Genomic DNA, 12,979 nt, shown 5'->3' on the forward strand with positions numbered 1-12,979 from the left:
CTTTGTTTTATGCATGTCGTCGTCCCAAAACCGCTGCACACTTTTGGCGGCATGCATTAGTACCCGCCCTTGCGAAGCACGGCTGCTATGTCGAAGATGAGGCCGGACGCGAAATGTCGCGGGAGACCGGATGATCGACAAGCTGGAATTTTTTATCGCCCTTGCCAATGAAAAGCACTTCGGCCGTGCCGCCGAGGAGTGCGGGATCTCGCAGCCGACGCTCTCGGCGGCTATCCGGCAGCTCGAGGATCAATTGGGCGTCATGCTGGTGCAGCGCGGCTCGCGGTTCCAGGGGCTGACGCCGGAAGGCCAGCGCGTGCTGGAATGGGCCCGGCGCATCGTCGGCGATGCCCGCACCATGCGCGAAGAGATGCGCGCCGCGCGCCGCGGCCTTTCCGGCCACATTCGCCTCGCCGCCATTCCGACCGCGCTTGCCATGCTTTCGCGTATCACCACGCCTTTTCAGGAACGGCACCCCGGCGTGACCTTCTCGATCGTCTCGCGCAATTCGCTGCAGGTGCTGAGCATGCTCGAGAATCTCGAAATTGATGCCGGCATCACCTATCTCGAAAACGAACCGCTCGGCCGTGTTACGACGGTTCCGCTTTATGCCGAGCGCTATAATCTGATCACGGCTGCAGGCAGCCCTTTGTCTGATCGCGACAACGTGACCTGGCGCGAGGTTGGTGATCTTCGGCTTTGTCTATTGACGGCCGACATGCAGAACCGTCGCATCATCAACCGGCACCTGACGGAAGCCGGCGCCACGGTACATCCGACGCTCGAATCCAACTCGATGATCGTGCTGTTCTCGCATGTCAGGACCGGGCGCTGGGCGAGCATCATGCCGCGCAACGTCGCGAAATCCTTTGGATTTCCAGTGGAAATTCGGATGATCCCGATCGTCGAGCCGGAGGCGCATCATCTGGTCGGGCTTGTCGCGCCGTATCGCGAGCCGTTTACGCCGCTCGTGTCGGCCTTGCTGCACGAAGCGCGGGTGCTCGTGCAGGATGAAGAACTCTGATAGAAAAAACCTATCGATCCACGAGATAGCTTTATTGATTGCCGGCGGCTTCCCTGAGATGTTGCTTGCGGAATAGCGTTCGGCTGGGGGAGCGCGCCCATTCCGCAACGCGCTAGAGCAATTCCAGCAAAAGTGTGAAGCGGTTTTGCGTTCGGAATTGCGTAAAAACAAAGAGATAGAGCATTTTCGTGATTCGAAGAAAAACGGAAATGCTCTAGCCGCTGGGAGAGCTACCTTATGACCATTCATATCGCCGAAGGCGATATCACAACGCGCACCCGTTCCATCATCGCCGATCTTCGCTTTCTCGAAGGGCCGCTGCTTCCCATTCTGCATCAGGTTCAGGAAGAATTCGGCTATGTGCCGCCGGAAGCCCTGCCTGTTATTGCAGAGGAATTGAACCTCTCCCGCGCCGAGGTGCATGGCGTGATGACCTTCTATCACGATTATCGCGACCATCCCACTGGGCGGCATGTGCTGAAGCTCTGTCGCGCCGAAGCCTGTCAGTCGATGGGCGGCGATGCGCTGGCCGAACGCCTCAAGACGCTGCTCGGCATCGATTTCCATCAGACGACGCTCGATGGCGCCGTGACGCTGGAGCCGGTCTACTGTCTCGGGCTCTGCGCCTGCGCGCCGGCGGCGATGCTCGATGGCGAGGTCTATGGCCGGATCGACGATCAGTTGGCCGCGGAACTTGTCGCGGAGGCACGCCGATGACGGTCAGGATATATGTTCCGCGCGATGCCGCAGCGCTGGCGCTCGGGGCCGAGATGGTGGCAAAGGCGATTGCCCAGGAGATCGCCGCCCGCGGCCTCGATGCCGAGATCGTGCGCAACGGCTCGCGCGGAATGTTCTGGCTGGAGCCGCTGGTCGAGATCGAGCTTGCCGGCAAGCGGATCGGCTACGGGCCGGTGAAGGCAAAGGATGTGCCTGGCCTGTTCGACGCCGGGATGGCTGATGGTGGCGATCACCCGCTCTGTCTCGGGGAGGTTGAAGACCTCCCGTTCCTCAAAGGACAGACCCGCCTGACCTTTGCCCGCTGCGGCATCACCGATCCGCTTTCGCTCGCCGATTACGAGGCGCATGGCGGTCTTGCCGGTCTTCGCCGCGCCGTTTCGATGTCACCAGCCGAGGTCGTCAAGGAAGTCACCGATTCCGGCCTGCGCGGACGGGGCGGCGCCGGCTTTCCCACAGGCATCAAGTGGAAGACCGTTCTCGATGCCGCCGGCGAACGCAAATATATCGTTTGCAATGCCGATGAGGGCGACAGCGGCACTTTTGCCGACCGGATGATCATGGAGGGTGATCCCTTCGTGCTGATCGAGGGCATGGCGATATCAGGCCTCGCCACCGGAGCGACGAAAGGTTACGTCTACACGCGGTCGGAATATCCGCATGCGATCGCGGTGATGAGCGAGGCTGTCGGCATCGCGCGCCAGGCCGCTATTCTCGGCCTATCGGTGCTCGGCTCCGGCCGTGCCTTCGATATCGAGGTGCGCATCGGGGCCGGCGCCTATGTCTGCGGCGAGGAAACGGCGCTGCTGAACAGCCTCGAAGGCAAGCGCGGCGTCGTGCGCGCCAAGCCGCCGCTGCCGGCGCATCAGGGGCTGTTTAACTGTCCTACCGTCATCAACAACGTGATCTCGCTCGCCTCCGTGCCGGTGATCATGGAAAAGGGTGCCGCATTCTATCGCGATTTCGGCATGGGCCGCTCGCGTGGCACCATTCCGCTGCAGATCGCCGGCAATGTCAGATATGGCGGGCTTTATGAAACGGCCTTCGGTCTTTCGCTCGGAGATATCGTCGACGGGATCGGCGGCGGCACGGCGACGGGGCGACCGGTCAAGGCCGTGCAGGTCGGCGGGCCGCTTGGTGCCTATTTCCCGCGGGCGCTGTTCGACACGCCGTTCGATTATGAATCCTTCGCCGCCAAGGACGGGTTGATCGGCCATGCCGGCATCGTCGTCTTCGACGACACCGCCGATATGCTGAAGCAGGCGCGTTTCGCCATGGAATTCTGCGCAATCGAAAGCTGCGGCAAGTGCACGCCCTGCCGCATCGGCTCGACACGCGGCGTCGAGACGGCCGACAAGATCGCCCAAGGCATCGAGCCGGAGAAGAACCGGGCGCTGCTTGCCGATCTCTGCAACACGATGAAGTTCGGTTCGCTCTGTGCGCTCGGCGGTTTCACGCCTTATCCCGTCGTGAGTGCGATGACGCATTTCCCGGAGGATTTTTCGCCGGCGCCGATGGTGGAGGCGGCTGAGTGATGACATCTCACGTCGCACCCACACTCTTTCCTGCATCGCGCATTTCCACTTCCGTACAAGAGGCCGACCATGTCGCTCATCCATGAAATCGACTACGGCACCCCGGCTTCGAAATCCGAGGCGATGGTGACGCTCACCATCGATGGGCAGCAGATCAACGTGCCGGAAGGTACCTCCATCATGCGGGCCTCGATGGAGGCCGGCATCAAGGTGCCGAAGCTCTGTGCCACCGATATGGTCGACGCTTTCGGCTCCTGCCGGCTCTGCCTCGTCGAGATCGAGGGACGCAACGGCACACCTGCCTCCTGCACGACCCCGGTGGCGGCAAACATGGTGGTGCATACGCAGACGGGTCGGCTGAAGGACATCCGCCGCGGCGTGATGGAACTCTATATTTCCGACCATCCGCTCGACTGTCTGACCTGCGCTGCCAACGGCGATTGCGAATTGCAGGACATGGCTGGTGCCGTCGGCCTGCGCGATGTGCGCTACGGCTACGAGGGCGACAACCACGTCAAGGCGCGCAGCAATGGCGACATCAATCTGAAATGGATGCCGAAGGACGAGTCCAATCCCTATTTCACCTATGATCCCTCCAAGTGCATCGTCTGTTCGCGCTGCGTGCGCGCCTGCGAGGAAGTGCAGGGCACCTTCGCGCTGACGATTGAGGGACGCGGTTTTGGTTCGCGCGTATCCCCCGGCATGCACGAGAATTTCATGGAATCCGAATGCGTCTCCTGCGGCGCCTGCGTCCAGGCCTGTCCGACGGCGACGCTGACGGAGAAGTCGGTGATAGAGATCGGCCAGCCGGAACATTCGGCCGTCACCACCTGCGCCTATTGCGGCGTCGGCTGCTCGTTCAAGGCGGAAATGCGCGGCGAGGAACTGGTGCGCATGGTGCCGTGGAAAGACGGCCAGGCCAATCGCGGCCATTCCTGCGTCAAGGGCCGCTTCGCTTACGGCTATTCCACCCACAAGGACCGGATCCTCAACCCGATGATCCGCGAAAAGGTCAGCGATCCCTGGCGGGAGGTCAGCTGGGACGAAGCCATCGCGCATGTGGCGTCGGAGTTCCGCCGCATCCAGTATCAATACGGCCGCGAGGCGATCGGCGGTATCACCTCCTCGCGCTGCACCAATGAAGAAACCTACCTGGTGCAGAAGCTGATCCGCGCCGGCTTCGGCAACAATAATGTCGATACCTGCGCCCGCGTCTGCCATTCGCCGACCGGCTACGGTCTCGGCCAGACGTTCGGAACTTCGGCCGGAACGCAGAATTTCGACAGTGTCGAGCATTCTGATGTCGTCGTCATCATCGGCGCCAATCCGACGGAGGGGCATCCGGTGTTCGGCTCGCGATTGAAGAAGCGGCTCCGCCAGGGGGCCAAGCTCATCGTCATCGATCCGCGTCGAACCGATATCGTCCGCTCGCCGCATGTCGAGGCTTCCTACCACCTGCCGCTGAAACCCGGCACCAACGTTGCGGTGATGACGGCGCTGGCGCATGTGATCGTCGCCGAAGGGCTCTTTGACGAGAAGTTTATCCGCGAGCGCTGCGACTGGTCGGAATTCGAGGACTGGGCCGCCTTCGTCGCCGAACCGCAACACAGTCCCGAGCAGACCGAGATCTTCACCGGCGTGCCGGCGGCGGATCTGCGTGGCGCGGCAAGGCTCTTTGCCAAGGGCGGCAATGGCGCGATCTACTACGGTCTCGGCGTTACCGAACACAGCCAGGGCTCGACCACGGTCATCGCAATCGCCAACCTGGCGATGGCGACCGGCAATATCGGCCGTCCCGGTGTCGGCGTGAACCCGCTGCGCGGCCAGAACAACGTGCAGGGCTCCTGCGATATGGGCTCTTTCCCGCACGAACTGCCGGGCTACCGGCATATTTCCGACGATGCGACGCGCGATATCTTCGAGAAACTCTGGGGCGTGAAGCTCGACAAAGAGCCGGGCCTGCGCATTCCGAACATGCTGGATGCGGCGGTCGATGGCTCCTTCAAAGGCCTCTACGTTCAGGGCGAGGACATTCTCCAGTCCGATCCGGATACCAAACATGTCGCAGCCGGGCTTGCGGCGATGGAATGCGTTGTCGTGCAGGACCTGTTCCTCAACGAGACCGCCAATTACGCCCATGTCTTCCTGCCGGGCTCGACCTTCCTCGAGAAGGACGGCACCTTCACCAATGCCGAGCGCCGCATCAACCGCGTGCGCAAGGTGATGTCGCCGCGCAACGGTTATGGCGACTGGGAGGTGACGCAGAAGCTTGCCCAGGCGATGGGGCTCGACTGGAATTACACCCATCCGTCGGAGATCATGGACGAGATCGCCGCGACGACGCCAAGCTTTGCGATGGTCTCCTATGACTATCTCGACAAGATCGGCTCGGTGCAGTGGCCCTGCAACGAGAAGACCCCGCTCGGCTCGCCGATCATGCATGTCGACGGCTTCGTGCGCGGCAAGGGCAAGTTCATCCGCACCGAATATGTCGCGACCGACGAGCGCACCGGCCCGCGCTTCCCGCTGCTGCTCACCACTGGCCGCATCCTCAGCCAGTACAATGTCGGGGCGCAGACGCGGCGGACCGAAAATGTCGTCTGGCACGCCGAAGACCGGCTGGAGATCCATCCGCACGATGCCGAGCAGCGCGGCATTCGCGACGGCGACTGGGTAAAGCTCGGCAGCCGCTCCGGCGACACCACGCTGAGATCCCTGATTACCGATCGTGTTGCGCCGGGTGTCGTCTATACGACCTTCCATCATCCCAATACGCAGGCGAACGTCATCACCACCGATTTCTCCGACTGGGCGACGAACTGCCCTGAGTACAAGGTGACGGCGGTGCAGGTCTCGCCCTCCAACGGGCCGAGCGAATGGCAGCTCGAATATGACGAGCAGGCGCGGCAATCGCGCCGTATCGCCGGCAAGCTCGAGGCAGCGGAGTGACGATGTGGGGGTGGTTTGGCAAGGAGGGGCTTGCATCATGACCTTCGCCGTCACCACCCGCGCTCCCGAAACCGCGCGCCGCAATGGCATCCTGCAGACCGGTTCGCGTATCGTGCCGGAAGAGGTGCCGATTGCCTTCTCCTATGGCGGCAGCTCACACGCGGTGATGATGGCGACGCCGGCCGATCTTAAGGATTTTGCCGTCGGGTTCAGTCTGACCGAAGGGATCATTACCGGACCGGCGGAGATCTCCGACATCGAGGTCGTCGAGGGTGAGCAGGGGATCGATGTTCAGGTGAGCCTTGTCGACGATGTCGCTGACCGGCTACGGGCACGCCGCCGCAGCATGGCGGGACCGGTCGGCTGCGGGCTCTGCGGCATCGAATCGATCGAGCAGGCGGTGCGGTCGGTGCCCGATGTCTCGGCATCGTCGCTGTCGCTGTCGCATGCCGATATCGTGCGGGCCGTTTTACTTCTGAACGAAGCCCAGCCGCTGCATCGCGAAACGCGGGCGGTGCATGGCGCCGGCTTTTATCTTCCCGGCCGGGGATTGGTTGCGGTGCGCGAAGATGTCGGCCGGCACAATGCTTTGGACAAGCTCTGCGGCGCCGTTATCGGGTCGGGCGAAAGGGGCGCGGACGGCGCCGTCGTCGTCACCAGCCGGCTTTCCCTGGAGATGGTGCAGAAGGCGGCGATCCTCGGCAGCCCGGTGCTGATCGCCATCTCAGCGCCGACCGCTCTTGCCATCCGCACCGCCGCAGCGGCCGGCATGACGCTCGTCGCGCTAGTGCGCGGCGAGGATTTCGAGATTTTCACCCACCCGCACCGCATCTCGCCCGGAAGCATTGCCGATGTCGCATGATACCAAGACCAAGCTCGTTTACATGGCAAACCAGATCGCCACTTTTTTCAAGAGCCAGCCGGCAAGCGAGGCCGTCGAGGGCGTCGCCACCCATATCAACAAATTCTGGGAGCCGCGCATGCGGCGGCAATTGTTCGAAATCCTGGAAACCCAGGAGAATGGCCTGGATGCACTGGTGCTTCAGGCCGCTCCCTTGATCCGGAAGCCCGAGCCGGACGCAAACCAGGCCCGGTAGTATTGATCGGCTCATGGACGGGGGCAAGCTGCGCGTCGCATCGGCCTCCTGCGACGCTCTTTACCGCGTATGCTGCGTAGTACGATCAAAGTGCCGCCGTGCGGCGGCACCGTATAATGGCGATGTGCCGGAAGACTGACATCAAAACTCTTCCCAGCTCTGTGCGCTTGCAGTAGTAGCGCCGTGCGCCTTTGCGACACGCGAAACCAGATGCAGCGCCGGCGAGCCTGCCTGTCTTGCGTCTAGCCTGCCGGCAGTCTGCTGGGCCGGGGTCCGGGTCTGACCGGGCAGGCGGAACCTTGCCAGCAGGACCCGCAGCATTTCGGCTTCCTTTGCCAGGTTATGGCTGGCGGCGGTGCTTTCCTCGACCATGGCGGCGTTCTGCTGGGTTGCCTGGTCTAGCGTATTGACCGCCTGGTTGATTTCCTTAAGGCCGGTTGCCTGTTCCTTTGAGGCTTCGACGATGGCGACGACGTTGCCGTTGATATCGCCGACCTGTGTGACGATCTGCTCGAGCGCCTTGCCGGTCTGGCCGACGAGGCCGACGCCGTTCTTGACGAGATCGCTCGACGTATTGATCAGCGCCTTGATCTCCTTGGCGGCTTTGGCAGAGCGCTGGGCGAGCTCGCGGACCTCCTGGGCCACCACGGCGAAGCCCTTGCCGGCCTCGCCGGCGCGGGCTGCCTCGACGCCGGCATTCAGCGCCAGGAGGTTGGTCTGGAAGGCGATATCGTCGATGACGCCGATGATGTTGGTGATTTCGCGCGAGGACTGCTCGATCTGGTCCATGGCGGCGACGGCGTTGCGGACCACGACGCCCGACTGCTCGGCGCCCTGCTTGGTCACGGCGACGAGGCGGCCCGCCTCATCGGCGCGGCGGCTGGAATCGTTGACGGTGGTGGTGATCTCCTCCAGCGCGGCTGCGGTCTCTTCGATCGATGCGGCCTGCTGTTCCGTCCGCTTGGAGAAAGAATCCGCCGATCCGCCGATCTCGCTCGAGCCGGCGGCGATCGCACTGGCATTCTCGCCGATCGTCTTCATCGTCTCGGCAAGACCTCTGACCGCGGTATTGAAATCCTGGCGCAATTGCTCCATCGAGGGGACGAAGGGTGTGTCCACCGTCCTCGTCAGATCGCCTTCGGAAAGCTGACGCAGCGCGCCGGCGAGCAGGGATATCGCGCTCATCCGCTGGGTGACGTCGGTTGCGAACTTCACCACCTTGTAGACCTTGCCGTCGGCATCGACGATCGGGTTATAGGCGGCCTGAATCCAGATTTCGCGGCCACCCTTGCCGAAACGGACGAATTCGTTGGCGATGAATTCGCCATTGGCGAGACGTCGCCAGAAGCTGCTGTAATCCTCGGTGCGGGTATATGCCGGGTCGCAGAAGATGCTGTGATGTTTGCCGGTGATTTCGGCCAGGGAATATCCCATGGCCTGACAGAAATTTTCATTGGCGGTCAGGATTTCGCCCTTCGGGGTGAATTCGATCACCGCCTGCGAGCGCGAGATCGCTTCGAGCTTGCCGGAATCTTCGACCGCCTGCTTCTTCGCGGCGGTGATATCGGCGGCAAACTTCACCACCTTGTATGGCTTTCCGCCCTTTGAAACAGGGTTATAGGAAGCCTGGATCCATATCTCCCTGTTGCCCTTGGCGAGCCGCTTATAAGCGCCGGCGTCATATTCGCCGCGTCCAAGCCGCGCCCAGAAGGCGCGATATTCGGGCGTCGCTGTATAGGCCGGCTCGCAAAACATGCTGTGATGCTTGCCGACGATCTCGTTCAGACGGTAACCAAGCGCGTTGCAGAAATTCTCATTCGCCGTGAGAATATTTCCCTTGAGATCGAATTCGATGATCGCCTGCGATTTGGAGATGGCGTCAAGAATGTATTTCGAATCGGAGGTAAGACCAAACATTCCTGTCCCTTTGAGATGCACAGCTTTTGCTGTTTCGGCCGGAGAAGCGAGGGGGCGGACAAGGTATGCGGAGCCGGGACGAACCGGTAGTCGGTTATCACTCCCACTGCGCCGGAGACTTATCATCCGTATGCATCACCATGCTGAGGGAGCGTGGTTAAAATTGCGTATAAAAGATATTGCTAATAATATGATGCGACGCTGACACAGCCAATCTGCTCGGGGCGGCAATAAAAAACCGCCCGAAGTGGGCGGTTTTCAATAGTTGAATAGTTTGAGCGGATCACGCGGCCAGTTCGTCTGTTTCGTTTTCCTTGAACATCTTGGCAAGGTTCAGGAAGCAGATCATGCCGTTTTCCGAAGCGATGATGCCTTCACAATAGGCGCGGTCGAAGGACGCGGTCACCTCAGGTACCGGCTGGACCTGGCTGGACGAGATAGTGAGAATATCCGAGACGCGGTCGACGAGCATGCCGATGACCATGCTGTGAACTTCGGCGACGACAATGGCGCTACGCTCGTTGGCAACGGTGCTCTTCATGCCGAGCTTGTAAGCGAGGTCGATGATCGGGATCACCGAGCCGCGCAGGTTCATGACGCCGATGACATCGGCCGGCGCATGCGGGATCGGCGTCGACGGCGCCCAGCCACGGATTTCGCGGATGGTCGTGGTCTTGACGCAGAATTCCTGATCATGCAGGCGGAAGGCAATGATCTCGAGCGTATCGCCGCTGAAGCTAGTGGAATTGATCGTGGCCATAGAATTCTTCCCAACTGTCGTAAGCCAGGGCAGAAGCAGGCGCGCCACCATTGGCACGGACCAGCTTTGCCTTCACACCACGCGATGACTTTGCTTTGTGCGAAGCATCGTTACGGTTATTGACGACAGTAACGGAAGAGTGTTGCCCAAATCTAAATTGGCAGACCAGATTGCAAAGGTTTTCTGCCTCGGGTGGAAGCCGGCGCCTGCAAATGCGTGACCGGCGCCGAACAACTCGACGATCCGGCTCAGGTGATCGTCTTTTCAATCTGCGAGACCGCCCAATCCACCTGCTCCCTTGATATGATCAAGGGCGGGGCGAGGCGGATCGTATGGTCGTGGGTATCCTTGGCGAGAAGGCCGCGCTCCTTCAGCGCATGGCAATATTGCCGTGCGCCGCCGGCTTCGGGTTCCAGCTCGACGGCCATCATCAGGCCGCGGCCGCGCACGTCCCTGACGATGTTCGAACGGATCGACTTGAGGCCTTCGAGGAAATAGTCGCCCATATCAGCGGCGTTCTCGATCATGCCCTCTTCCGTCAGTACCTTCAGGGCGGTGCGCGCCACCGCGCAGGCGAGCGGATTGCCGCCGAAGGTCGAGCCGTGCTGCCCGGGCTTGAGCACACCCAGAACCTCGGAATTGGAAAGCACGGCCGAGACGGGATAGAAGCCGCCGGACAGCGCCTTGCCGATCAGCGTCACATCGGCCTCGATGCCTTCGTGTTCCTCGGCCAGCAGCTTGCCGGTGCGGCCGAGGCCGGTCTGAATCTCGTCGAGAATGAGGGTGACGTTGTTTGCCGTGCAGAGCTCGCGGATGCGGGTGAAATAGCCGGCCGGCGGGATGACGACGCCGGCTTCCCCCTGGATCGGCTCGATCAGGGCGGCCACCGTATTGCCGTTGATTGCGGCGGCGAAAGCCTCGGCATCGCCGAAGGGAATGATGCGGAAACCGGCGGTGTAGGGGCCGAAGCCGGTGCGGGCGTCGGGGTCCGTGGAGAAGCTGATGATGCTCAGCGTCCGGCCATGGAAATTATCGGCGCAGACGATGATCTCCGCCTTGCCTTCCGGTACGCCCTTGACCTCGTATCCCCATTTGCGAACCGCCTTGATGGCAGTTTCCACCGCCTCGGCGCCGGAATTCATCGGCAGGATCTTGTGCGAGCCGGTGAGGGCCGCGAGTTCTTCGTAGAGATAGGCGAGCTGATCGTTGCGGAAGGCGCGGGAGGTGAGTGTCAGCCTGCCCGCCTGCTCGACCATGGCGGCGAGGATCTTCGGATGGCAATGGCCCTGGTTGACGGCGGAGTAGGCCGAGAGGCAATCGAGATAACGATTGCCGTCGGTATCCCAGACATGAACACCTTCACCGCGCGTCAGCACCACGTCGAGCGGCTTGTAGTTGTTGGCGCCGAGCCGCTGTTCGGTGGCGATCAGTTTTTCCGAGGTGTTCATGGTTCTTCCCCTTTTTATGCAGCGCGTGTCGGGCGATCGAAGATGCGGCGGCCGAAGAGGCTTGCCGTCAGCTCCACCAGAATGCGGGCGCTCTTGCCGCGATCGTCGAGAAACGGATTGAGTTCAACGAGATCGAGCGACGAAACGAGGCCGCTGTCCGAAAGCATTTCCATCACCAGATGCGCCTCGCGAAAGGTCGCGCCGCCAGGCACTGTCGTGCCGACGCCGGGGGCGATTTCGGGGTCGAGGAAATCGAGGTCGAGGCTGACATGCAGCAGGCCGTTCGCCTTGGCGACGACACTGACGATCTCTCGCATGATGGCACCGATGCCCTGCTCGTCGATGGCGCGCATATCAAAAACGTTGACGCCATGTTCGTGGATCTCCTCGCGTTCGCGCGCATCGACCGAACGGATGCCGACCTGGAAGACATTCTTCGGGTCAACGAACGGGCGATCCTTCGGCAGGATCTGGGCAAACTCCGCCTCGCCGCAGAAGAAGGCGACGGGCATGCCGTGAATATTACCGGAGGGCGAGGTGGCCGGGGAATTGAAATCGGTGTGGGCATCGAGCCAAAGCACGAAGAGCGGCCGGCCTTTGCTGGCGGCGTAACGGGCCATGCCGGAGACAGTGCCCATGGAAAGGCTATGGTCGCCGCCGAGGATCAGCGGAAAACGGCCGGAGGCGGCCACGTCGTGGACGCTGCTTTCGAGAGCCCGCGTGAAGGCGCCGACGATCCTAAGATTATGGGCTTTCGGATGGTTCGGCAGATCCATCGCCGGCACGATCCTGAGATCGCCGCTGTCGGCGACGTCATGGCCAAGCTCGATCAATGTCTGGTCGACGCCGGCAATGCGCAGGGCCGCAGGCCCCATGGCAGCGCCCCTGCGGCCGGAGCCTTCTTCCAGCGGCGCGCCGATGAGGGTGACAGATTGCGATTGGGCATTCATCTAAGGGGCTCCGTGTTGAGGCCTGTTTGAGGCGATAGTGGGTTAAACGGCTGGCGGCAAAAAGATGGAAAAATGTCAGAAATGGAGTATGATTGCGCATATTGATAAACCACTTTTGACAAAGTGATTAGCGTGGATGATCTCGATACTGAGCTTCTGAGTGCACTTCGCCACAATGCCCGGATTTCCGTCTCCTCGCTTGCGGCGATGACTGGCGCATCGCGGGCAACGGTTGCCGCCCGTATCGACCGGCTGGTCGCCGGCGGCACCATCGTCGGCTTCACCATCCGCACCGGTCACGAGACCCGGTCCGCCGGGGTGCGCGCCATCGTCATGATCGAGGTGCTCGGCAAGCTCGCCGACAGGGTGGCCGATCAGTTGAGGGGGGTGCCGCAAGTGCGCGCGCTTCACAGCACCAACGGCAAATGGGATTTCGTCGCCGAACTCGAGGATCGCGACCTTGCCTCATTCGACGAGACGCTGCGCCGCATCCGGCTGATCAATGGCATCAACTCAACCGAGACCAACATCCTTCTCAAGACGAGCAAGACGGGTTTCTAAGCC

Annotated in this window: 11 protein-coding genes; 7 read left to right on the forward strand and 4 right to left on the reverse strand. The window is 61.7% G+C overall.

Annotation, left to right across the window (positions count from 1 at the left end):
- The first annotated feature begins 130 nt into the window (after positions 1 to 130).
- The 6 genes from HJB89_RS14875 to HJB89_RS14900 all read left to right on the forward strand — a co-directional run bounded on the left by HJB89_RS14875 (position 131) and on the right by HJB89_RS14900 (position 7,340).
- On the forward strand, positions 131 to 1,024 hold the full coding sequence (locus HJB89_RS14875; protein ID WP_007632598.1) for a LysR family transcriptional regulator: 894 nt from the start codon (positions 131 to 133) through the stop codon (positions 1,022 to 1,024).
- Positions 1,025 to 1,261: 237 nt separating this feature from the next.
- A complete protein-coding gene (locus HJB89_RS14880; RefSeq protein WP_207582056.1) occupies positions 1,262 to 1,741 on the forward strand; it encodes a formate dehydrogenase subunit gamma in 480 nt (159 codons plus the stop codon).
- Complete coding sequence (locus tag HJB89_RS14885) at positions 1,738 to 3,294, forward strand: NADH-quinone oxidoreductase subunit NuoF (RefSeq protein ID WP_221150131.1); 1,557 nt, start codon at positions 1,738 to 1,740, stop codon at positions 3,292 to 3,294. The genes HJB89_RS14880 and HJB89_RS14885 overlap by 4 nt, the downstream gene beginning before the upstream one ends.
- A gap of 69 nt (positions 3,295 to 3,363) precedes the next feature.
- Positions 3,364 to 6,243: a formate dehydrogenase subunit alpha gene (fdhF, locus tag HJB89_RS14890; protein ID WP_221150132.1), complete on the forward strand. Its 2,880-nt coding sequence runs from the start codon at positions 3,364 to 3,366 to the stop codon at positions 6,241 to 6,243.
- A gap of 37 nt (positions 6,244 to 6,280) precedes the next feature.
- Positions 6,281 to 7,105: a formate dehydrogenase accessory sulfurtransferase FdhD gene (fdhD, locus tag HJB89_RS14895; protein ID WP_207582053.1), complete on the forward strand. Its 825-nt coding sequence runs from the start codon at positions 6,281 to 6,283 to the stop codon at positions 7,103 to 7,105.
- Complete coding sequence (locus HJB89_RS14900) at positions 7,095 to 7,340, forward strand: formate dehydrogenase subunit delta (RefSeq protein ID WP_207582052.1); 246 nt, start codon at positions 7,095 to 7,097, stop codon at positions 7,338 to 7,340. Before fdhD ends, HJB89_RS14900 begins: the two co-directional genes overlap by 11 nt.
- A 141-nt stretch (positions 7,341 to 7,481) precedes the next feature.
- Here the strand turns inward: HJB89_RS14900 and HJB89_RS14905 are convergent, their stop codons facing one another.
- The 4 genes from HJB89_RS14905 to rocF all read right to left on the reverse strand — a co-directional run bounded on the left by HJB89_RS14905 (position 7,482) and on the right by rocF (position 12,415).
- Positions 7,482 to 9,257, reverse strand: coding sequence for a PAS domain-containing methyl-accepting chemotaxis protein (locus tag HJB89_RS14905; RefSeq protein ID WP_221115514.1), 1,776 nt, complete (start codon positions 9,255 to 9,257; stop codon positions 7,482 to 7,484).
- 283 nt (positions 9,258 to 9,540) lie between these two features.
- Positions 9,541 to 10,017, reverse strand: a complete 477-nt coding sequence (locus HJB89_RS14910; RefSeq protein ID WP_007632607.1) for a chemotaxis protein CheW — start codon at positions 10,015 to 10,017, stop codon at positions 9,541 to 9,543.
- A gap of 248 nt (positions 10,018 to 10,265) precedes the next feature.
- Positions 10,266 to 11,465: an ornithine--oxo-acid transaminase gene (rocD, locus tag HJB89_RS14915; RefSeq protein WP_207582050.1), complete on the reverse strand. Its 1,200-nt coding sequence runs from the start codon at positions 11,463 to 11,465 to the stop codon at positions 10,266 to 10,268.
- 14 nt (positions 11,466 to 11,479) lie between these two features.
- On the reverse strand, positions 11,480 to 12,415 hold the full coding sequence (gene rocF / locus HJB89_RS14920; protein ID WP_221140183.1) for an arginase: 936 nt from the start codon (positions 12,413 to 12,415) through the stop codon (positions 11,480 to 11,482).
- Positions 12,416 to 12,538: 123 nt separating this feature from the next.
- On the opposite strand from rocF, the gene HJB89_RS14925 reads away from it, so the two are divergent.
- On the forward strand, positions 12,539 to 12,976 hold the full coding sequence (locus HJB89_RS14925) for an Lrp/AsnC family transcriptional regulator (RefSeq protein ID WP_207582048.1): 438 nt from the start codon (positions 12,539 to 12,541) through the stop codon (positions 12,974 to 12,976).
- The last annotated feature ends 3 nt before the right edge of the window (positions 12,977 to 12,979 follow it).

This window comes from Rhizobium sp. NZLR8, assembly GCF_019685025.1.
Taxonomy (GTDB): Bacteria; Pseudomonadota; Alphaproteobacteria; order Rhizobiales; family Rhizobiaceae; genus Rhizobium.